The 23223-nt window shown below is 57.9% G+C and carries 12 protein-coding genes and 1 tRNA gene; 5 read left to right on the top strand and 8 right to left on the bottom strand.

Going from position 1 to position 23223, the window contains the following annotated elements; translation table 11 throughout:
- Positions 1-376 precede the first annotated feature (376 nt).
- Entirely contained in the window at positions 377-6688 is a 6312-nt protein-coding gene (locus PSR62_RS21430) for a cadherin domain-containing protein (protein WP_274405019.1), read from the top strand.
- A 130-nt stretch (positions 6689-6818) separates the two neighbouring features.
- Here the strand turns inward: PSR62_RS21430 and PSR62_RS21435 are convergent, their stop codons facing one another.
- Positions 6819-8087, bottom strand: coding sequence for a BBP7 family outer membrane beta-barrel protein (locus PSR62_RS21435; protein ID WP_274405020.1), 1269 nt, complete (start codon positions 8085-8087; stop codon positions 6819-6821).
- Between the two features lie 547 nt (positions 8088-8634).
- On the opposite strand from PSR62_RS21435, the gene PSR62_RS21440 reads away from it, so the two are divergent.
- Entirely contained in the window at positions 8635-10845 is a 2211-nt protein-coding gene (locus PSR62_RS21440) for a glycoside hydrolase family 32 protein (RefSeq protein ID WP_274405021.1), read from the top strand.
- Positions 10846-10968: 123 nt separating this feature from the next.
- Here the strand turns inward: PSR62_RS21440 and PSR62_RS21445 are convergent.
- The 5 genes from PSR62_RS21445 to PSR62_RS21465 all read right to left on the bottom strand — a co-directional run bounded on the left by PSR62_RS21445 (position 10969) and on the right by PSR62_RS21465 (position 14322).
- Positions 10969-11050, bottom strand: a tRNA-Ser gene (locus PSR62_RS21445).
- Between the two features lie 29 nt (positions 11051-11079).
- Complete coding sequence (locus PSR62_RS21450) at positions 11080-11556, bottom strand: hypothetical protein (protein WP_274405022.1); 477 nt, start codon at positions 11554-11556, stop codon at positions 11080-11082.
- 40 nt (positions 11557-11596) lie between these two features.
- The gene (locus tag PSR62_RS21455; RefSeq protein ID WP_047817329.1) at positions 11597-11926 is read right to left on the bottom strand and encodes a hypothetical protein; all 330 of its coding nucleotides are present in this window, start codon (positions 11924-11926) and stop codon (positions 11597-11599) included.
- A 194-nt stretch (positions 11927-12120) separates the two neighbouring features.
- The gene (locus PSR62_RS21460) at positions 12121-13758 is read right to left on the bottom strand and encodes a helix-turn-helix domain-containing protein (protein WP_274405023.1); all 1638 of its coding nucleotides are present in this window, start codon (positions 13756-13758) and stop codon (positions 12121-12123) included.
- Positions 13759-13890: 132 nt separating this feature from the next.
- Positions 13891-14322, bottom strand: coding sequence for a hypothetical protein (locus PSR62_RS21465; RefSeq protein ID WP_274405024.1), 432 nt, complete (start codon positions 14320-14322; stop codon positions 13891-13893).
- A gap of 355 nt (positions 14323-14677) precedes the next feature.
- Between PSR62_RS21465 and PSR62_RS21470 the strand changes: the two genes are divergently transcribed.
- From PSR62_RS21470 to PSR62_RS21480, 3 genes are read left to right on the top strand one after another with little or no spacing between them, the layout of a single operon-like run.
- Positions 14678-16177 carry a MotA/TolQ/ExbB proton channel family protein gene (locus PSR62_RS21470; protein WP_274405025.1) on the top strand — a complete coding sequence of 500 codons (1500 nt, stop codon included), beginning with the start codon at positions 14678-14680 and terminating at the stop codon, positions 16175-16177.
- The gene (locus PSR62_RS21475) at positions 16174-18279 is read left to right on the top strand and encodes a hypothetical protein (protein WP_274405026.1); all 2106 of its coding nucleotides are present in this window, start codon (positions 16174-16176) and stop codon (positions 18277-18279) included. The genes PSR62_RS21470 and PSR62_RS21475 overlap by 4 nt, the downstream gene beginning before the upstream one ends.
- On the top strand, positions 18276-19346 hold the full coding sequence (locus PSR62_RS21480) for a hypothetical protein (protein WP_274405027.1): 1071 nt from the start codon (positions 18276-18278) through the stop codon (positions 19344-19346). Before PSR62_RS21475 ends, PSR62_RS21480 begins: the two co-directional genes overlap by 4 nt.
- A gap of 562 nt (positions 19347-19908) precedes the next feature.
- Here PSR62_RS21480 and PSR62_RS21485 read toward each other — a convergent pair.
- A complete protein-coding gene (locus PSR62_RS21485; RefSeq protein WP_274405028.1) occupies positions 19909-20823 on the bottom strand; it encodes a lactate/malate dehydrogenase family protein in 915 nt (304 codons plus the stop codon).
- Between the two features lie 425 nt (positions 20824-21248).
- A complete protein-coding gene (locus PSR62_RS21490; RefSeq protein WP_274405029.1) occupies positions 21249-23027 on the bottom strand; it encodes a hypothetical protein in 1779 nt (592 codons plus the stop codon).
- Positions 23028-23223: the final 196 nt, after the last annotated feature.

Genomic DNA, 23223 nt, shown 5'->3' on the forward strand with positions numbered 1-23223 from the left:
GTTTGTTGGGCAATTCGCATCAACATCAATCAGTCAGCGTGTCTCACACTGGGCTTTGCACCGCACTTGCAACGTTGTTCGTCTTCACCTGACTGGTTCCAACACCAATTCCGCAAAACCGGACTGACCGGATTGATCGGTCAGGACGGGGTGCAAATCTCACACTCAACGATACCTCTGACGCACGAACTCACAAAAAATTTCCTAGAAAATTTCAAAAGCCCCGTGACGAAAATCATTGAATGACGTCTTAAACTCTCAGTGAGCTCGAAATGAGCACTCCGTTTGTCGCCAGGGACCGCGTGACAATCCACACCTCAGCAGGGACGGCAGAATTGCTTTTCTATCGACTTCCGTCGAACAAGGTCCTCCATCGATGAAACCAGTTGTCCAGCGTCTCCTCGCTCGCCTGAGTTCGAAACAATCCCGCAATTCCCGCCATAAGAACCGATATCTCGGATCCAGTGATCGACGATTGAAGGTGGAATCGTTGGAGTCACGTCGGGTGTTGGCTGCCACGATTGCTTCCTTCGCTCCCACCCCATCGGGCTTCACCGCTGAACTGAGTGAAGAAGTCAGCATCCCTCAACTCAGCCTTTACGACACGGAAGCCGGTGACGCCGGTGCGGCCGACGTGACATTGCAGGGTGCCACAACCGGCGAAGTGCGTGGTTCACTCGTTGTAAACGGCACAACCGTTACATTCATCGCAACCGATGGACCGCTCGCAGCGGACACCTACACGGCCACCCTTCGAAGTGCCAGTGACGGATTCACGGACCTCGCCGACGGCGAACTTCTGGATGGCGATGGCGACGGAACGGCGGGTGGCAACTACGTCACCACGTTCACGGTTGCCAGCCCCGCCGCGTTGGTCGTGGGATTGCCCGACATCGTTCGCGGCCCCAGCCAAACGGTTCAGTTGCCCGTCGGCGGCAGCGGAACCGAGTTGCCAGCCGGATTGCCCATTCAACTCAGCAACGCCGATGGCGTGACCTCGGTGACGCTGACGATTCAGTACGATCCGGCCATGCTGGACATCTCCGGTGTCCAACTGGGCGAAGACGCCCCCACCGGAAGCCAAGTCGAAGCGAACCTGGACACCCCCGGTGTCGCCACGATCACCTTCTTTAGCCTGGAGGCAATGGACGCCGGCCAAGCTGACATCATCGATCTGATCGCGACCATTCCAGAAGACGCTCCATACGGTTCGACGGGAACCTTGACGATCAGTTCCTTGGAAGTGAATGCCGGGGGCATGACCGCCACCGCGGACGATGCCATTCAAGTCGTCGCGTTTCCCGGCGACGTCAATGCAAACCGCCGCTACGACGCAGAAGACGCGCGTTTGGTTGCTCGAGTCGGAGTCGATCTGGACACCGGCTTCGTCATTACCGATGCGACCGGATCGGGCGAAGCCTTCGTTCCCTTCGCAGCAATCGACCCCGATTTGCTCGGTGATGTGACGGGACAAGACGGATTGAGCCCCTTGGATGCCAGCGACCTGCTGAGACGGGTCGTTGGTTTGTCGACGCCAAACATTCCTGACTTGCCGGATGCCCAAGCACCGACCAGCATCAGCCTCTCCACCACCACCGTCGCAGAAAACTTGGCGGTTGGAACCGCGGTTGGAACGTTCTCCTCGACCGATCCAGACTCGGGTGACACGCACACCTATGCCTTGGTTTCAGGAACCGGCAGCACCGACAACAGTTCGTTCACCATCTCGGGCAACACCTTGGTGACCGCCGAAGTGTTCGACGCATCCGTTCAAGACACCTACACCATCCGTGTTCAAACCACGGACTCGACCGGACGCACACTGGAGCGTGTCTTCACGCTGACGGTTACCGATCAAAACGTCGCTCCCACGGCAATCTCGCTGAGCGACACATCGATCGCTGAAAACGAGACGGCCAGCACAGCGGTTGGCGACTTGTCGACCACCGACAGCAACACCGGCGACACGTTCACCTACAGCATCGTCTCCATCGACGGCAGCACCACGGACACCACCTTCGCCATTTCCGGCAATTCGTTGGTCGCCACGGGATCCCTCGACTTCGAAACCAAGAGCAGCTACTCCGTCGTTGTTCGCACAACCGACCAAGGCGGATTGTCATTTGATCAGACCTTCACGATCAATGTCGCTGACATCAACGAGGCGCCCACCGCAATCGCTTTGAGCGACGATTCGATTGCGGATGATTCGGTGTCCGGAACCGTGGTTGGATCCTTCACCACCACCGACGTGGATGCCTCCGACTCGTTCACTTATTCGTTGGTCTCCGGCACGGGTGACACCGACAACGCTTCGTTCACCATCGTGGGCAATGAACTGCGAACCGCGACGACGATCGACTTCGACACGCAAAGCAGCTACAGCATTCGGATTCAGACGACGGATTCAGGCGGCGAAACGTTCGAGCAAGTCTTCACGATCGTTCAGAGCAACGAAGGGCCGACCGCGATCACACTCAGTGATTCCAGCGTCGCTGAAAATGGATCGGCGGGAGACACCGTTGGCACCTTCAGCTCGACCGACCCGACATCTGGGGACACATTCACCTACACCTTCGCGACCGGAGAAGGTGACGACAACAATGCGTTGTTCGCGATTTCGGGCAACGAATTGCAAGCTGCTGGATCGCTGGATGCCGAAACACAGGGCACGCTGACGATTCGCGTTCGCAGCACCGACTCGACCGGCGAATTCATCGAGGAAACCTTCACGATCACGGTCTCCAGTGTCAACGAAGCACCGACCACGCTCACCCTGTCCGGGACCCACGTCGCCACCGGCGAAGCAAGCGGAACGGTGGTCGGAACCCTGGGAACCGACGATCCCGACGTCGGTGACACGATCACCTACACCTTGGTTTCCGGAACCGGTGACACCGACAACGCCTCCTTCACGATCTCCAACGGAGAACTGATCACCGCGTTTGCTGCCAACCAGTCAACGCAGTCGTCTTACTCGGTCCGAGTGCAGGCTCAAGACGCTGACGGTCTTTCCACCGAAGAAACCTTCACCATCACGATCACGTCCACGAACGTGGCCCCCACCGCGATCGCGATTGACAACAACGAGGTGGAAGAAAACGCAGATGTTGGCGCCACTGTCGGCACTCTCAGCACGACCGATCCCAATGCGGTGGATTCGTTCATCTACACGTTGGTGAGCGGTTCGGGTGACACCGACAACGCATTGTTTGCGATCGACGGCAACGATTTGGTGACCGCCACGTCACTGGACTTCGAAACCCAATCGTCTTACTCGGTTCGCATCCAAAGCACCGACCCGTTCGGTTTATCGACCGTGGAAACCTTCACGATCACTGCCACGGACGTGAACGACGCTCCAACTGCGATCGCGATCGACAACAGCAGCGTTTCGGAAGACACCGCCTCCGGAACCACCGTGGGTGCCTTCAGCACCACCGACGCCGATGCGTCGGACACCTTCACCTACACCTTGGTCAGTGGCGATGGGGACACTGATAACGCCGCCTTCACCATCGACGGTGGAAACCTGGTGACGGCCACCACGTTCGACTTCGCCACCCAGTCGTCCTACTCGATTCGAGTTCAAACCGAGGATTCTGCGGGAGCCACGTTTGTACAAATCTTGACGATCACCATCACCGAAAGCGAAGCCAACGTCGCGCCGACCGCGATTTCGATCGACAACACCGACATCGAGGAACATGCCACGGTCGGGACCACCGTCGGGACGCTCAGCACCACCGACGCGAATGCTTCGGACACGTTCACCTACGCCTTGGTCAGTGGCGAAGGCGACACAGACAACGCCGCTTTCACCATCGATGGCAGCAACCTCGTCACGGCAAACTCCTTCGACTTCGAGACTCAATCCTCTTACTCGATTCGGGTGCAAACCACGGATTCCGGTGGAGCCACGTTCGAGCAAACCCTGACTCTGTCCGTGACGGATTCCAACGACGCGCCCACCTCACTGGCACTGGACAACTCGACGATCGCTGAAGACGTCGCCTCGGGAACAACTGTCGGCGAACTCAGCACCACCGACGCGGATGCCGGAGACACCTTCACCTATGAACTGGTCAGTGGCGATGGCGACACCGACAACGCTGCCTTCAGCATCGACGGCAGCAACCTGGTAACGGCGACCACGTTTGACTTCGACACCCAGTCGTCCTACTCGGTCCGAATCAAATCCACGGATTCGAATGGCGCGACCATCACCCAAGTCCTGACGATCACGATCACCGACACCAGCGTGAACGCGGCCCCCACTGCGATCGCGATTGACAACAGTAGCCTCGCCGAAGACGCCGCCTCCGGAACCACGGTTGGCGAACTCAGCACAACCGACGCGGATGCCGGCGACACCTTCTCGTACGCTCTGGTCAGTGGCGATGGTGACACTGACAACGCGGCCTTCAGCATCGACGGCAGCAACCTGGTCACCGCGACCACGTTCGACTTCGACACCCAGTCGTCCTACTCGGTTCGGATTCGAACAACCGATTCGGCCGGAGCCAACTTTGAGCAAGCCCTGACGATCACGATCACGGAAACCAGCACCAACGCGGCTCCAACAGCGATCGCGATCGACAACAGCAGCATCGCCGAAGACGCCGCTTCGGGAACCATCGTCGGTGCACTCAGCACAACCGACGCGGATGCTGGCGATACCTTCACTTACGCCTTGGTCGCTGGCGATGGAGACACCGACAACGCGGCCTTCAGCATTGACGGCAGCAACCTGGTCACCGCAACCACGTTTGACTTCGACACCCAGTCGTCCTACTCGGTTCGTGTTCAAACGACCGACTCAGCCGGAGCGACCTTCGAACAATCTCTGACGATCACGATCACGGAAACCAGCACCAACGCAGCTCCAACAGCGATCGCGATCGACAACAGCAGCCTCGCCGAAGACGCCGCTTCGGGAACCATCGTCGGTGCACTCAGCACAACCGATGCAGATGCCGGCGACACCTTCTCGTACGCCTTGGTCGCTGGCGATGGAGACACAGACAACGCGGCCTTCAGCATCGACGGCAGCAACCTGGTCACCGCGACCACGTTCGACTTCGACACCCAGTCGTCCTACTCGGTTCGGATTCGAACAACCGATTCGGCCGGAGCCAACTTTGAGCAATCTCTGACGATCACGATCACGGAAACCAGCACCAACGCGGCTCCAACAGCGATCGCGATCGACAACACCAGCGTCGCGGAAGACGCCGCGTCGGGAACCATCGTCGGTGCACTCAGCACCACCGACGCGGATGCTGGCGATACCTTCACTTACGCCCTGGTCGCTGGCGATGGAGACACAGACAACGCGGCCTTCAGCATTGACGGCAGCAATCTGGTCACCGCGACCACGTTCGACTTTGAGACCCAATCGTCCTATTCCGTTCGTGTTCAAACAACTGATTCGGCTGGAGCAACTTTTGAGCAAGCCCTGACGATCACCGTCACCAATGTGAACGAGGATCCCACCGCGATTTCGATCAGCAGTAGCGTTGTCACCGAAGAATCAGCCTCGGGCACCACGGTGGGTTCCTTCAGCACCGCCGACGTCGATGCCTCAGACACCTTCACCTACACCTTGGTCGCTGGTGATGGGGACACCGACAACGCATCCTTCACTCTCGATGGGGAAGATTTGCTGACCGCCACAACGCTCGACATGGCCACACAATCGTCCTACTCGATTCGAGTGCGAAGCACCGACGCCGAGGGATCGTTTGTGGAGCAAACGTTCACGATCACCGTGACGGATACCAACGCAGCCCCCACTGCGATCGCACTTGACGACACAGCGGTCGCTGAAAACGCGGCCATTGGAACCGTCGTCGGTGCACTCAGCACGACCGACGCGGATGTCGCCGATACGTTCACGTATTCCTTGGTCAGTGGTGTGGGTGACACCGACAACGGATTGTTTGCGATCGATGGAGAAAACCTGGTGACCGCCGCGACGTTTGACTTTGAATCTCAATCGTCGTATTCCGTTCGCATTCAAAGCACCGATGCCGTCGGAGCAACGATCGGCCAATCCTTCCTGATCACCGTCACCGATGTCAACGAAGCCCCCACCGGGTTGAGCTTGGCGTTCCCTGCGATTGCCAGCGGTCAAGCCAGTGGATTCCTTGTTGGAGATTTGGGGGCGGTCGATCCAGACGCCGGCGACACCTTCACCTTCGAATTTGTTTCGGGCGATGGCGACCTCGACAATGACAAATTCACGCTGGTCGATGGGGCATTGCGAACCGCGGAAGCAACCGATGATGCCATCCAAGCTCTCTACTCGATTCGCGTTCGCGTGACCGATTCCGGTGGACTCACCTTTGAGGACACAGCAGACTTGATTGTCTCCGAAGAAAACGTCGCACCGACGGGCATCCTGCTGGACAACAGCACCGTGGCCGATGGTTCGTTGAGCGGCACGACGGTCGGAAACTTGTCTGCCACCGACGCCAACGACTTCGACGAACACACGTTCGAATTGGTCGCCGGAACCGGTGGCACTGACAACGCATCGTTCACCATCGTTGACGGTGTATTGCAAACCAACTTCGACGCCGACGAATCAGCTCAATCCAGCTATAGCATTCGCGTCTTGTCAACTGACCGCTACGGATTGGCCGTCGAAGAAGTGCTCACGATCACCATTGAGACCACTGTGTGATCGGTGTCGTCCGAGCTCACCCAAGTTTGGCAGCGTCCAGACTTGGGTGGGCGGACGATGAATTCAGACGCGACTGCAACGAGTGCCATCTCGCTCACCGCAGTGCTTTCGCACGCACGGAAGCGTCGCATCAGAACTGAAACGCAGCCCCGATGTTCAATCCGTGAGCGATGAAGCTGCTCGTCGTCAGTTCGTAGGCCGGTTGGTTGCTACCTGTCGGTGCTTCCGGTGGGAACTGCGAGACATTGCGATCGATCGCGTCGTCCACTCGGACAGCATCGGACCAGACCATCAGGCTGTATCCAATCGTCAACTTCATGTCGCGATGCACTTGAGTTGTCAGGTTCAATCCAATTTCCGGAAGGGCCATGAACGACGAATCGTCATAGGTTCCGATGTTGGTTGACTGAGCCAGCAAACCGCCCGCGAAAGTGGCGGAACCTCCGGCCGGAACGGTGTTGGTCGTTTGACCGGCGATCGTGGTTTCGGCTTGGTTGACTCCAAACGCGATCTTGGCGTGAGCGTCCCAGGACGTCGCGCCGACACAACGTTGAAACTGGAGACCAATCTGAGCCCCATGGAATTGGTTGTCCGCTTCGAACTGATCCCACAGATCCACGGTGGTGCCTGAGATGATCGGGCCTTGAGCTGCCGTGTACACCGACGATTGATCGACCCGCAGCATTTCGTTGAGGCTGCCGTATCGATAGCCCAGCAAGAAATCCACGCGTTGGCCTCGCATGGAAGACAACACATGGCGGCGATTGAACTCAAACGACGCCAACTCGCTTTCCGCCTGGACGTTGACGGAGCCTGTCAGGAAATCAGGGTGAGCGATCAACATCGATGACTCGGCCCCCGCTTCGGTGTCAAACACGGGACGAGCCAACAACCCTCGATTGCTTTGATAGCTCTCTTCATCTTGGAAGATCCCCATGCCGCTCAGTTCAAAACCGTTGCCACAATGATCGTCGCTCCATCCCAGCGTCACACGCAAACCCGACCGCATCGAATCGAGCACGTTGCTGCTTCCAAACAACGTCGTTGTTCCGGATTGTCCCAGCACGCCCGTGTCCTCCGGGTCGGTGCCAGCTGGACTGGTTGTTACCAACGGCGGCAAATCCATTCCATCGAGCGACCACAAAAGGTACTCCGCACGGACCCAAAATCGGCGTGCCGACCGACGGGTGAGACATTGATCGCAACCACCACATCCGTCGCACGAAGCGATGCCGTGAAAAGGTTCTTCGTCAACCTCGTACTCGGGTGAATCAAAGTACTCGGGTGAATCAAACGAAACGCCTTCCACCACCGAGTCCACCGGAAGATTCTCGGAGAGAAGATCACCGGATACTGTATCGGTGCTTTTGCCGTTGATTGACTGGGGATACCAAGTCATCTTTTCCGTGGATTTTTCAGCTTTCGCCCGACTCGTTGTCCCACTGGGACCTTGAGCCGAGACGCTCTGCGGCGCCAGCATGCACCCCAGAATCGCGAACCACGGTAGGAGTCGGACAATATTCATGAATGAGTGGGACGCCGGGGAACGCCCGTCGTCGTTCAAGTTCAGAGACTCTGATTCGAAACAGCAGCGAGTCGTGAAGGCCGGATCCGCCTCTACGGTTCATCTCGTCGAATGAGCGGAGCGACCGTGCGTGCGCACCCTGTGCACGACAACACTGCAACCATGCTGTACTACACACCAGCGAGCATCGCCAACAAGAGAGTCTGGTGAAATTTCGGCCGGAATCCGAGCAACCGGCCCTCACTTTGAGTTTCCCAGCCAGGACGATCGATTACCTCCCGAGATCATCCTTGGACATCCCCTCGTCCCCTTTCGAATACAATCGCGTCGTCCCTCCCGCCAATGAGTGTCTCGGACCGAAACCGATCTGTTGCTTCGCCAATCCGTCTCTTGGCCTCTCCTCCCCGCCTGCACGTGCTCCATGATCTCGATCCCCCACCCGCTGCGTCTCCGAAAACAGCTGATCGCACTGCTGGCTGTCTGCTTGGCCTTGCAGGCCACTGAATTCGTGCAATCCCAAGACACGAGACAGGCCGATCTCGTCGTCGCTGATTTCGAAGGTGACTCGTACGGCGACTGGATCACTGAAGGCGATGCATTCGGAACGGGCCCCGCCAAGGGAACCTTGCCGGGGCAGATGCAGGTGAGCGGGTACGCTGGCTCCGGATTGGTGAACTCGTTCCAAGGAGGCGACCGGACAACCGGCACTCTGACGTCACCACCGTTCGAAGTGGAACGCGATTACCTCACCTTTCTGATCGGGGGTGGTGGGCACGCCAATCAGACCTGCATGAACCTCCTGGTTGACGGACAAGTGATTCAGACAATCACCGGTGAAAACACCAATTCAGGTGGCAGCGAAGCTCTCGCACCCGCGTTTTGGAACCTCAGCGAGCTTGCTGGCCAGACCGTCCAAATCCAGATCGTTGATCGAGCAACTGGTGGCTGGGGACACATCAACGTGGACCACCTCGTTCAAACGAATATCAAACCCAACCTGCCCGAATGGGACCGCCGCGAGAAAGAGTTCGTCGTCACGGACACCTACTTGGTCATCCCCATCGAAAACGCGGGACGTGGCAAAGGGCAAATCCATCTCTTCGCAAACGACAAGGAAGTCCGTCGATATGATTTGACGATCGCCACGTCCGCAGAAACAACGGACTGGTACGCGTACTTCACCATCGACGCTTACCAAGGCCAGAACGCTCGCGTCGTCGCGACCCAGGTGACCGACGCGGGATTCGCGGCGGTTCGTCAGTCGAACCATGTCCCCGGAGAAGAGAAGTTCTACCAAGAACCACACCGACCGCAGTTTCACTTCACCCAAAAGGTGGGCTGGATCAACGACCCCAATGGCATGGTCTATCACGACGGAACGTGGCACTTCTTTTTCCAACACAACCCGGTGGCCTTGCCCTGGGGCAACATGACCTGGGGGCATGCAACCAGCCAAGACCTGCTGCACTGGGAACAACAACCCAACAAGCTGTTTCCCAAAACGATGGCCACCGGCAGTTGCTTTTCAGGCGGAGCCACCGTGGACAAACACAACACCAGCGGATGGGGCGAAAACACACTGGTTGCGTTTCTCACGGACACCGGGGCCGGCGAAGCGGTGACGTACAGCAACGACGGCGGCAAAACGTTTCAGTGGTACGAAGGCAACCCAATCGTCAAGCACCAAGGCCGCGATCCGAAAGTCATCTGGTACCCCTACGCTGACGCCGACACCCCGCTGAATGACGCGGCGAAACAACTTGGCGGTCACTGGGTGATGGTCGTTTACGACGAACACCCTCAACACGGAAAAAACGCTGCTTTTCACACCTCCATCAACCTCAAAGATTGGACGCTGGAAAGTCATCTTCCCGGCTACTTTGAGTGCACCGAGTTGTTTGAACTCCCCATCGATGGCGAACAGTCCAACTCGCGCTGGGTCGTGTTTGCTGCCGATGCCAAGTACGCCATCGGCTCATTTGATGGCAAAGTCTTCACGCCCGAACACGAGGGCAAACACCAAGTCCACTGGGGCGACTACTACGCCTCCCAAACCTTCGACAACGCGCCCGATGGACGAAGGATTCAAATGGGCTGGCTGCGAATCAACGCACCGGGGCCCTACAACCAACACTTCAGCTTCCCTCACGAACTGTCACTGCGAACCACCGACGACGGCGTTCGCATGTTTGCTCAACCGATCGCTGAAATCGAAGCGTTGAGGTCCAATCGCCATCAGCTTCCGGCCCAAGACTTGATTGCCGACGAAGCCATTTCGCTGGCCGTCGGGTCCGACCTGCTCGACGTTCAGTTCACGATCGAGCTTGGAACCGCCTCTTCGCTGGAATTGACCGTGGCGGGCCGAACCATCGGGTACGACGCGAAGACCCAAAATCTGAACGAAACGCCGCTGAAGCCGGTCGATGGCAAGATCAGTGTGCGAGTCCTCGCCGATCGATCGCTGACAGAAATCATCGGCAACGAAGGCCGCGTCTTCATCAGCGGTCCCGGCCCGGCACAACAAAACGCCACCCCCATCACGGTCACCGCTCGCGGTGGAACGGCCAAGCTCCTCACGTTGGAAGCCCACGAATTGCGATCCATCTGGAGCGACGCCGCAGGCTCCCGTTGATCGCGATCGAGCATCCGCCCGCGACAATCGCCGTCAGCGACGTTCCAACCAACCCGCTTTCGCGTTGGGCCCATAAAAAAAGACCTCGCAAAACAAAATGCTTTGCGAGGTCTTTCATAGCAGCGGAGGACACGGGACTCGAACCCGCAATCCATTACTGGACAACTGATTTCGAATCAGCCTGCTAGCCATTCGCTTATCCTCCGGGCTTGAACGTCATTCTGACAAAAGCCGTCATCCCGTCAAGTCATCGTGAGGCGCGACTTGGACGTTGAACTCAAATTGTTGCTGTCCCGGCAGTTGTTGCCGGATCTTCGCCATCAATGTGCTCTCTCGAGAGAGACGATCCTCGATTTCGGCGGCTCGGGGGTGGTCCGATGCCACTCGCATTTCATCTCCGGACAACTGCAGATTCACTTCGGATCCGGGTGCCAATCCCATGTCTCGCAGGAATTTCCCCAGAGTTTCGCGGATCGCTTGCAGACCGCCTTCGGACTCATTCGCTGCCGAACCGCCTTCACTTGCGGTGGCGGCGAAAATGTCCGCAAACGAATCCCCGGATTCCTTGGAATCACGGAGATTCTCGACCACGTCCCCCGCTGATTCGATCCACTGCGAGGCAACCTGCCCGGTTGCTTGGACGGCGCGGATCGCCAACCCCGAATAGATCGGCAGCGACATCAGCGGCAGCAAAAGGGATCGGTGAGCCATCGAAGCCAGTCTTTCAAGCGAGAGGATGCGGAGACGTCACTCAGTGTTTGTGCTGAGTCTCGAAGCCGTATTCCTTCAACCAGCTTTCCCACTTGTGGGCTTCTTCGTGCGTTTTCAGTTGCAACGTCTTCCATTCCACACAGCGGTACTTCAGATCGTCGTGACCGTTGTGGGCGTGACGCTGAGTCTCGCATTTCAGGGTCTTCAGAGTTTTTTCGATCGTGTCAGCCGCTTTTTTATCGTGAATGTGCTTGGCTTTCCATTCTTTGCAGCGATAGTTCACGGTTTCGGCAGCCGAAACTTCTGCGGCGGACGGAGTGGCCAGCGAAAAACCAGCGACCATCAATGACAACAAAACCAGACGAAACATGGGGTGGGAATCCTGGGTAGGGAACACAAGGAGGGAAGTTCACAATGTGTTGATTACCCCACAATCCGTCCTCAGGTCAAGCCAAACTCGTGGCCAGGACATCTCCCCTGCCTGCCAGCTGGCGGCCGAGGTGAGATTGAAATGCCAGGACTGTCCCAGGACGTGGTTGACTCAACCGCAGCGAGCGGTTGGCGTCACTGTCCCCAACCGGCCACGCTGATCAGCATGTCGGTCAGTGCGCTCACGGGAGCCGAAGGCTCGGCGTAGCTCCACATGTTGCGAACCAGGTCGGTCATCAACATGCCGCCCAAGCTCATCACACTGAGGATCAGCAGCAGGCCAACGGTTTGCAGCAAGGTGAACGGGACTTCATATCCGCCCCGCATGCCTGCCCCCGCTGCTGCGACGGCTGCGTTTTCGTCGATCAAGCCGTCATCGGCGTCCATTGGATCGCCCAACGCGTCAACTTCCGCGACGTCATCGTCCATTGCGAAACCGCTGTCACCGGCGTCGCCAAAAGCGTCGACCTGATCGGCAGAATCGAAATCCACTTCTTCAATGTCGACGGCTCCGGAATCCACCACTTCGATCACTTGCGAAGCACTTTCCTCGTTGCCATCGAGCTGCATGCCCGAGGCCGACAGTTGGAACTCGTCATCGCCTTTGAAATCGATCCCCGACCCCATTTCGCTGGCGGGGACCAGGCCACTTCCACTGCGACCGCTTCCTGTCCCGGAACCTTCGTTCAGCTCAGCACCCAGATCCAAGGCGGAAATGCTGCTGCCAGCCAAATCCAATGGCTCACTTTCCAGTGACAAACCACTGTCGGACGGGCTCATCAAGTTGATGCCACTGTCCCCGGCGATGGAAATGTCGCTGCCTGCACCGCTGACCACCAAGTCATCGTCGTCATCCGCGATGATCAGATCGTCGTCGTCCGCCAAGGCGTCATCGACACCAGACGAACCGCCTGACTCGACCGACATCAGTGAGCTGCCCAGCAAATCGCCGCTGCCGGAAAGCAGTCCGCTTCCGCCCGCGTCGCCGGCCAACAAATCCAGTTCGCTCAAGACATCACTGCCCGCGTGGCTTTTCGATTCGATGGCAGACGGGCTGCTGTCCAGATCCAAATCGCCCATCAATTCGAGGCTGCTGGCCTGTTCATCCGAACCAATGTCACCAAGGTCCAGATCCCCGTCGCTGTCTTCTCCGTCCAGCCCGGACAAGTCCGACTGATTTTTGGCTGGGGAACCGGGAGTGGTACCTTTGACGGGTTCCAGCGACAGATCATCTGAATCGCTGTTCAGTTCCAAAGAACTCCCGAGATTGAATTCGTCGCTATCACCGTCGGCTTGAGGCCCGGGCGTTGCCGATTCCAAGTCCAATTCCCCACTGTCGTGCGACAGTGCCGAACCGGACAGATTCAAATCATCCAGATCGATCTTCAGAGGCGCGTCGCTGTCGGCTTTTCCGCCTGGCACGATGGTCACGTCGCTGCCGTCACCCGAATCACTGGCGATCAGGTTGACGTCGCTGCCGCCGGCAAGGGAATCGATGTCCAGATCCAACCCGCTGTCATCGCTGGCCGAGCTGTCACCACCGATCACGGATCCGATCTTGGATCCGCCACCATCAACCGCCAAGATTCCGGACCCCAGTCCGGACATATTGGGAAGTTCATCCTTCAGACGCTCGATCTCTGCCTCGGGGAACTTCCAGCTGGAACCATCGCGAAAGCCCCGGACCTGACCTTGGCTGCGAAGATCAATCAGTTTGTCGGCGGGAATTCCGAGTTGTTTGGCGGCGTCTTCGAGAGACAAATAAGAGGCCATGGCAACGCTGAGATGAGGAAAGGGGGCGTCGAAAGTAGTCGTTTTGATGTAGCTTCCCTGCCATCCCCATCTTAATGGCCGTCTCGGCGAATCGCCAACAGAAACGGGCCGTTCAGATGCAGAATTGCCGCCTCAACGTGGTTTCGCGTTCCCTTGCATGCGACGAATGTCGTCCGGCAGGGGTGCCGTCGCGTTGAGTTCCAATGAAAAATCGGCATCGATAGCGCGGCTGCTCACCAGTCGGATCTCGCCATCGGGACCCACATGATACACCGCCATCCACAGTTTTCCTGTGTTTACCAAACTAATTACTTGCGTTCCCGATTCATCCACATGGGAAAATCCGATTATTTCGCCTGAAGCCCCCACGTCGCGCCCCGGCCGAGCCTGAATGAGTGTGGGATTCCTCTCCAACGGGCGAGCCCCATCGAGCAGGGCCTCGGGTTGGCGGATGACGGGAGATTCTTGAGCAAACGCGTCGTCAGCGGAGTCCGAGGCCAAGCCCAGCCCGATCAACACGCCGAATCCAACGCAAATCATCGAGGCAACCAGGTTCGTACGCACGGCGACTTCTCCAGAACAGGACAGGTGTGGAAAGGATTTCCAAAGCATCGGGGGGCATCCACGCAGCTCAACGCCCACTCTAGAACAGCGACTCCGTTCCGGTCCAGATCGCTCGACCATCCCAGCGGATCGATCTTCCTGGCAGAGTGTCCAAGTGCCTACTCTCTGCGATTCACCATCAAGCGATTCACCGTCAGCAATTCTGCCCGGATCGCACCGTCGCGAAAACCGAATGTTAAAAAATGCGGATTCGATGAAGTCCGCCGGTTGTAACGGTCGATCCTAGCGACGTGGTGTGTGCGATCGGCTGTGCCGTTCCGCGCCATGAATCGCCATTCCGTCCGGAAGGAGTCCGATGAAGCCTCACAATTTCAACGTCAACGACACGCTTTCTCCCGCGGATCACTGGGGAGAACCGGTGGAGCCTCCGACGGAATTGCAGGGCATTGGGCAGGCCGCCGACAGCGACGCTGCTGCGTCTCCTTCGACCACGGAGTCTGTGAATCTGGTCGATGCGCCTTCGATGATTTCCAAAGTCGTCACCACCGTCGGTCCGATTGGATTGGGCTTGGCCCTGTCCGGGGTCTTCTACGGCGTCGTGTTCGGCGCCAACTGGGCTCCGCTGAATCGCTACTTCCTCGGTCACCCCGTGGCGGTCGCCGCCGCCATTCTGTTCTGCGTCGCCATCGCGATTCTCGCGGTTCGCGCCGTGCAGATCGCTCGGGATCGGCATCAATTGGAATTGTTGCGTGATGAAGACCTGCTGGCACACTCGACGAGTGCCGCGTCGACCTCCCCCGCACAACGATGGTTGCAGGAAAATGACGCTGGAGCGATCGCTCGTGTCTGGCGAAAATCTTTGCGTTCACTTCCTTCCGCAACACGAAACTCGCTGCTGGTTCGTCGTCTCAACGAAGTGCTGGGACGCCAATCCCATCGCAGCGGGACCGGCGATCTGCCGCAAGATTTGCGTGAGCTTTCCGAACGCGACGCGGATGCCGCTCACGATTCCTACGGCCTGATCCGGATCATCGTCTGGGCCATTCCGATGCTGGGATTTTTGGGGACGGTCATCGGGATCACCCAAACCCTGGGCGGTTTGGACTTCACCGATGGAACCGCCGCCGTCGATCGATTGAAAAGCGGTCTGTATGTTGCCTTTGACACCACCGCCTTGGGCCTGGTGTTGTCGGTGCTGGCAATCTTCTTGCAGTTCCCCGTCGAACGCTCCCAACAAACCTTGTTGGCAGACGTTGACCAACGTGTTCGCGATTTGGTTTCGGAAGCACTGCCCAGTGACGATGCGGGCGACAGCCAAACCGCGTTGGTCACCCAGTTGTGCGACGGCATTCGAGTCGCCGTGCAAGAGTCGCTGGCAACGCAAGCCAAGCTGTGGCGAGAGACAATCGAAGAGGCCCAAGCCTCCTGGCGAACGCAGCACAACGAAGGCTCGGAACAATTCCGAAAATTGATGCAGGCCTCCTTGCAACCAGCACTGACCAGTCACGCAGATCGGATCGAAGCCACCGTGTCTCGCTTGGACACGATCGGAAACGGCGTCAGCCAGACGTTGCAGGATCAAACCAAGGCCTGGAACGACGCGATGCATACCACCGCGGTGGAAGTGCAAACGCATCGGCGCACGTTGATGACGCACACCGAAGCCATGACCGCGCTGGCCGCCCAACAAAGCTTGCAAACGCACCACGACGCCCCCGTCGTGGAACTGGATCCCGTGATGGGCGACGCGATGCGAACCTTGGCTCGTGCCGTCGACTCATTGTCACAACGTTTGCCCGCTGCGAAAGTTCCCAGCGGTCGTGATGACTCCACCAACAACAGGCGTGCGGCATGAGTCGGCGACGCGCCTCGCTGTCTCCCTCGTTGTTCCCGTTCCTTGCGGTGCTGGTCTGCACGCTGGGTACCTTGATCCTGTTGCTGGCCCTGGTGGCCGAAAAAGCTCAGGACACCTCGGTCCCACAAGTTGCCCAGCAGGCGGGATCGGTCGCACCGTCGCTCGATGAACCAGTCGATGAAGAAGATTCATCGGCCGGGGTCGGTGCTGACTCGCTGGCAGACGCAGACGCTCCTCCGGCCATGACGGCGGCCTCCGCCGACCAACTGCTCGAAGAAGAACAATTTCGCGTCGACCAATTGGTCGCTCACCGTGAAAAACAAACGGGCAACGTGGAACGACGTCGGGATGAGTTGACACAACTCCAAACGGCAACGCAAAAACTGCGAGACCGGTTGAAACAACTCAGCCAGGAAGTCGAGGCCGCCATCACTCCCGATGACGCCATCGAAGTCGACGAACAAGCCATCGTGATGATGCGTGAAGAGATGGAAACGTTGCGTCGCGAAATCGAAGAACTGGAACAAGTCAAATCCGGCGACAAACCACGCGTCGTCATTGTGCCTCACCGGGGTCCCAATGGCACGGCTCGCCGGCCTGTCTATGCCGAGTGCGACGAACACGGGGTCACCATTTGGCCCGAGGACACGCGGATCACTTACACGCAATTGTTGGCGGGAGTCCAATCCGGATCGCCTCGTAGCAATCCGCTGGATGCGGCCCTTCGAGTGGTGCGTCAACACGCGATGCAAAACTACGGTGATTCCGTTCCGCCTTACCCCTTGTTGATCGTTCGCCCCGACGGAATTGAAACGTTCGTTGCTGCCCGCGCTGCGATGAAGGATTGGGATGACCAATACGGTTATGAATTGGTTCCGGCCGAGGTTGATCTGGCGTTCCCACAAGCGGACCGTGTCTTGAAGCCCAAGATCGAACTGGCCGTCCACGAAGCCGCCAATCGAAACCTCCATCAATACATCGGCGGCAGCGGCAGCGGCCGCGGTGACGATGGCAACGGCACCGGCCGTGGCAGTTTGAGTGGTGGCTCGATGCTTGGAGGTGCTTCGCAACCCGCGTCCGGTGGTGAATTTGCAAACGCGGACGCGTACAGTGCCAAACCAAGCACCGGTGAGGCTCCCTTCCGCGGCAGCGTCACTGACAACCGCTTCAGTGGGCAACCCGCAGGAGCCACCTCACAACTCGGCGACCCCAGTGGCACGTCGAAGCAAAAGGCTCGCCAACCGCTGCCCACCTTGTCCGCGCGATCACTTGACCGGCAAGCCAGAGCGAATGGATTCCTGGCACCTCGTGACGCGGGGCCTCCTTTGCCCGCTGGCGGTTTGGCAGAGCCAATTCCTGGATCCAGTCAATCCAGCTTTGGAGCCGTCAACTCCCGGTCCGATGCCCTGAATGACTACTTGGCTCAAAAGGACAAACCGCTGCTGGACGATGCCCAAGGCAACACCAGTCTCCCACCGTCCGGCACGCCAGGTTCCATGAACGATCCATCCGTCGATGGCTCGGAAGGCGAGTCCAACGCAGACGAAACGGATTCTGATTTCCGTGGTTCCAGCTCGCCGGTCAATGGCGAACAAATCGCTGGGATGCAACAAGCAACGGGTGGTCAATCCGCCTCCGCTTCCGTTTCGCAGTCGTCGGCTACACCTCCATCCGCGAACCAGGCTCCCGATTCGGCGAATCAACCACCGCCGAGTGTCAACATGCAGTCGCAGCAACCGCCTTCCAACACGGTCCGTCGTGAAGGTCAAGACTGGGCCTTGCCGCGATCGATGGCTGGGATCAATGGCACTCAAGTGGTTCGTCCGATCGCGATGGTCTGCTACCACGATCGATACGAACTCGTTCAAAACAACACGGTGGTCGCCACGTTCCCGTTCGAAAACGATTCGGTTTACAACGCGACGCTGAAGTTAGCGACCGCCGTTCGCGACCGAGTGGATGGTTGGGGAGCCACGCTCCCTGGCGGCCGCTGGCAACCTCGACTGGATGTGTTGGTGGCGCCCCATGCCGATCAACGTTTCCATGAACTGCAAACGTTGATGCACGACAGTGGCGTTGAAATCACGCGGAGGGTTCGATGAGTCGACGCAGACGCACGACATTGGAACTCGGTCACGATGCCTTCTTGGACATCGTTGCCAACCTCGTTGGGATTTTGATCATCTTGGTGGTGGTGCTGGGGACCCAGACACAACGGATCACGCGTGCACTGACGTCGCCCGACGAGATCGCTCAAAAACCTGGTGAGCTGGTTTCGCCCGAGGAAACGCTTTCGCCGCAACCCAAGCTGGCAACCGACGCACAGCTTTCCCAACTGGCGCAAGTGGCCATGCGAGCCGCTTCAGCACAACGCGAATCCATGCGTCTGGAAAACATGGTCAAGCGTTATGATGCGGAATTGGAACAGGCCAAGCGTGAACGTGGTGCCTTGCTGGACCTGTTGACGTTGGCCGAAGAAGCCTGGGTTGAAAAGCAAAAGCAACTCGACCAAACCAAAGTCAAGGCTGCCAAACTCGGTCGCGAAATGCGAGAGGTCAGCTCAAACTTGGCGGCGTTGGCCGGCACCAAGGAACGCCTCGAAAACCAAGAGTCGCCCGTGGTCGCGGTGGAACATCTCCCAACGCCCATGGCCAAAACCGTGTTTGGCGATGAGATTCATTTGCGACTGAAGAACGATCGAGTCTCGGTCGTTCCGATCGAACCGCTGCTCAAAGCCATCAAAGAAGACTTTGGCCGCGTCATCCGTGGTTCACGAGACGGACGTTCCTCGTCCGCCGTCGGCCCGATTCGCGGGTACGTCGCGCACTATGCCATGGACAAATCCTCCGGGCGAGTCACCCAGGGTGGCAAGACCTCGATGGGCACCCGCGTTCAACTGGCAGGCATGGTCATCGAACCACTTGAAGAACCGCACGGGCAACCGATTGATCAAGTCCTCACGTCCAGCCGATTGCTCGACGTCGAACTGGCAGGCCGCGACCCGGCGAAAACGACCATCACGGTGTGGGTTTACCCCGAGAGCTTCGCCGCGTTCCGAACCCTGAAAGAGCACCTGTACCGACGCGGCTTCGCAACGGCGGCGCGGCCTTTGCCGTCTGACCGAGCGATCACGGGCGGTCCCACTGGTTCTCGCTCGCAGGCTCAATGAAGCTGGCGCTGGGCGGCGTCCCAGTTTTGTTGCCAGCTCGAGCGACACCGTTCAAGCGGACGCCAGATTTTGAAGCGATTTTTCCTCGAATGGCCAACGGCCTCGTTCAACATAGCCAGGGGTATCGCCCCTGGAGCAAAAGAACACGCGCCCCTATTTTGGCCAACGGCCAAATTCAATTCAATACGTGTGAGTTGATGTTGGCCGTTGGCCAACCAATTCCCCTTCATTCTCGATCCCTGGGGCGATGCCCCAGGCTACGATGACGAAGGCCTTTGGCCAAGAAAACCGAATGCAAAAAGCGCAACTTCAAAATGCCAGAGCGAGGTCCGAGGGCAAGAAGCAGTCCAGAACCTCGGTTTCCGGCTGTTCGATCAGTTGGTTGCTGGAGTGGAGCAGCATGAATCAAACAGTTGGACGTTGACTTGGTTGCGATGAGGCTTGGCAATCATGAACTGCCCAACGGAACAGTTGAGGACAACTGTTCTACTCTGATCCTCCTACGTGTCATGCCCAAAGGACTCGTTGCCTCGTCCACTACGCCAGGGATTCCGTGGGTTGCCTAGCTGACGTCTTCCATTTCGGCCAACGTTTGCTTGACGACCTCGGCCGAATGACGAAACGCCGCCTGTTCGTCGTCGGACAAAGTCGGACGCAACACGCGCGTGATTCCTTGGCGTCCGATCACCGCGGGCAAAGAAAGGCAAACGTCTTTCACGTCCAGGTAACCATTGACCAGAACACTGACCGGCAAGGTGTGTCGCAGGTCATAAACGATGCTGTCCAGAATGTTGATCGTCGCCATGGCGATCCCGTACGACGTGTGCCCCTTCAAACGAAACACCTCGTATCCCATCGCCTTGGTTTCTTCGAACATTCGCCGGGACGTGTCGCTGGGATAGAATCGCTCTCCACCCGTCATCGCGATGGATGACGCTGCGAATTGAGTGTCACCGTGCTCGCCCAAGATGTACGCACGGATGTCTTCGGCGTGGATCTGCAATTCGGTCGACAACAACGCTCGGTACCGAATGCTGTCCACCAACGTCCCTGTGCCGATGACGCGGGTGGAATCAAACCCCGTCAAGCGGATGGTTTCGTAGGTCAGCGCGTCGACGGGGTTGCTGACCATCACGACGATCGCGTTGGGACTCGCTTCCGCCAACGCCGGCATCCACTCCCGAAGGATGGGCATGTTGTCCCGGCCCATTTCCAAACGTGTTTGACCGGGGTACCGAAAGGGCACCGAGGCGGTGAACACGATCACATCGGAGTCTTTGGAATCCGCGATGTCTCCCGCCTGAATCTTCATGTTGCTGTTGGCGAGCGCCGCGGCGTGCGTCAAATCCATCGCGTCCCCTTCGGCTTTCTCACGGGAACGATTGAGCAGCAGCAATTCGCTGGCCAAAGGATTGATCGTCAATCCAAACGCAATCGCGGACCCAACCCGTCCCGTGCCAACCAATGTGATCTTCATGCGATCTATCCTTTGCGATGTCGAGTGCGGTTCATTCGAAGCAAGCATGCAGGAGTCGTTGGGGATCTGAGCCGTTGGCCTTGGCCACGGTTCTCAAGCACAACCGGGGCGAAGGCCCAAACCGCTCACATGGTTGTCCCCCATCATTCCCGCCAACCGACTCCACGCCGCTGAGCCTCGTATCCGAACCAAGCCGCCCGGGTTCGGCAATGCCCCGCGAGTCAGAGCCGGTTCCAACGGAGCGAATCGTTGAGTTTCCACCCGCATGCGGGAAAGAAGCCTGACCTTGGATCGGCGGGCAAAACGCTGAAAAGCTGAAACCACAAACCCAAAGAAGGCCAGCAACCCGAAGATTGCTGGCCTCAATGGAACTCACGTGAACGTGAGAGATGGTTTCAATTCGACAGACTGTCGAAGGTCGCGATTCAGCAACCACAGCCCGATGCAACTGGTGCGGCCGAACCGCATCCGCTGCATCCGCCACAACCAGCTCCGCCGTTGCCAGCAGCCGATCCACATCCGTTCGAAACGGGAACTTCAACCGTTTGAGGAACCATGATCGTCTTGGTGACTTCGACTTCTTTTTCAACTTGGACTGGCACGCAAACGGTGTAGTCTTCGGTCTTTTCTTCTTGGACTTGGTCCATCACCGTGACGGTGTAAGGGACTTCTTCGGTGACGGTGTCACACTCGGTGACGGTGTACTCACGAGTCTTGGCTTCAGGAACCATGACAGTGACTTCACGGGTACGAGTTTCAGTCGTCATGGTCGTTTGAGGAACCATGCGAGTGCGAGTTTCGGCAACCATCGTGCACACTTCTTTCGAACGTGTACGAGTTTCGCTGGTGTAGCTGGTGCGTTGCTCTTTGCGAACACGTTGTTCGGTGCGGCACTTGGTGACTTGGTACTCTTGCGTGCGTTGTTCTTGACGGCAACGACGAACAGGAACCTGACGAGTGCGAACTTCACGTGTCATGCGAGTCACTGGAACCATACGAGTACGGGTTTCCAAGTGGCACTTGGTGACGTTGACCATGCGGGTCTTGGTTTCGTTGCGGTACTTGCAAACCGTCACGGGACGGGTGCGAGTTTCCGTGCGGCACTTGTTCACGGTGTACGTGTAAGGCTCTTCCGAACGTTCGCTGACGTATTCGGTGTAAGGAACTTCTTCGCTGACCAAGTTAGGAACCCAAACGCGTTTGGTGATCGTTTGAGTGCATCCGCCACAGCTGCTGCCACATCCGCATGCGTCGGAGCATCCGCCGCACGATCCGCATCCACCACAGCTCGATCCACAACCGTTGCCGGCAGGAACCTCTTCGGTGACGCACTGGAAGCTACCCATGTCTTTGCAGACAGTGCGGGTCTTGGTGACAGGAACGCGTTTGCAAACGGTACGCGAAGCGGTCAAGGTTTCCGTGTAAGGAACTTGAACGCTGTAAGTTTGCTCAACGGTTTCGGTGTAAGGCACGCGAACGGTGTAGGTTTGTGCAACTTGCTCGGTCGTTGGGACACGAACAGTGTAGGTTCGTTCGACGTTTTCCGTGACAGGAACGCAAACCGAGTAGCTCTTTTCGACCATTTCGGTGTAAGGAACGTTGACGGTGTAGGTGCGTGTTGCCGTTTCGGTGTAAGGAACCTGAACCGAGTAAGGCACTTCGACTTCGGTCGTGACAGGAACTTGAACCGTGTAGGTTTCTTCCACGGTGCTCTTCTTCGGAACCATCACGGTGTAAGTCTGTTCGACTTCCGTCGTGACGGGAACTTGAACGCTGTATTCTTCAGTCTTGGTCGAGGGGACCATGACGGTGTAGTTCTCAGTCTTGACGACTTGGCGAGGAACTTGCTTGGTCACTGTCCGAGTGCGAGTTTCAGTGCGAGGCACTGATTTCACAACGGTGTAGTTGCGTTGACGCGTTTCCTGTCGCATCTCCGTCACGGTGACCATCTGTTTTTCGGTGACCTGTTGAGGCACCATGATGGTTTGAGTCGTCATGGCAGGACCACAACCTTCGGCAACCGCTGCGTGAGCGACTGCAGCGTCAGCAGCAGGAGCACCTTCCGCAGGCGATGCTGAAACAACGGCACCACAACCACCACAGGCGGGAGCGGGAACGGGGGCGCCACAACATTGAGCGTTGGCGGTCGTGCCGTAAGCCATTGCGGTCAGTGCAATCGCGAACGAATAGAACAACTTCTTCACAGGGATACCTCAAGAGATTCGAAAAGAGCGATGGGCATGACAAACATGACCCCATCAGCTTGGACGGTTGGTTTCGCCGGAGCCCGAGTCGAACTCCACGTCGCAACTTATATAACTCGCACCCGGGGGGATCAAAATTGATTCCGATCAGGTAGTTCGAATCAAGTCCGGAAAGCTCGCCGGTCGCGTCGTCCGC

The sequence above is a fragment of the Rhodopirellula sp. P2 genome (assembly GCF_028768465.1).
Taxonomy (GTDB): Bacteria; Planctomycetota; Planctomycetia; order Pirellulales; family Pirellulaceae; genus Rhodopirellula.

Coding starts and splice junctions, on each gene's coding strand:
- PSR62_RS21430 (WP_274405019.1), top strand. CDS start 377: ATGAAACCAGTTGTCCAGCGTCTCCTCGCTCGCCTGAGTTCGAAACAA.
- PSR62_RS21435 (WP_274405020.1), bottom strand. CDS start 8,087: ATGACTTGGTATCCCCAGTCAATCAACGGCAAAAGCACCGATACAGTA.
- PSR62_RS21440 (WP_274405021.1), top strand. CDS start 8,635: ATGATCTCGATCCCCCACCCGCTGCGTCTCCGAAAACAGCTGATCGCA.
- PSR62_RS21450 (WP_274405022.1), bottom strand. CDS start 11,556: ATGGCTCACCGATCCCTTTTGCTGCCGCTGATGTCGCTGCCGATCTAT.
- PSR62_RS21455 (WP_047817329.1), bottom strand. CDS start 11,926: ATGTTTCGTCTGGTTTTGTTGTCATTGATGGTCGCTGGTTTTTCGCTG.
- PSR62_RS21460 (WP_274405023.1), bottom strand. CDS start 13,758: ATGGCCTCTTATTTGTCTCTCGAAGACGCCGCCAAACAACTCGGAATT.
- PSR62_RS21470 (WP_274405025.1), top strand. CDS start 14,678: ATGAAGCCTCACAATTTCAACGTCAACGACACGCTTTCTCCCGCGGAT.
- PSR62_RS21475 (WP_274405026.1), top strand. CDS start 16,174: ATGAGTCGGCGACGCGCCTCGCTGTCTCCCTCGTTGTTCCCGTTCCTT.
- PSR62_RS21480 (WP_274405027.1), top strand. CDS start 18,276: ATGAGTCGACGCAGACGCACGACATTGGAACTCGGTCACGATGCCTTC.
- PSR62_RS21485 (WP_274405028.1), bottom strand. CDS start 20,823: ATGAAGATCACATTGGTTGGCACGGGACGGGTTGGGTCCGCGATTGCG.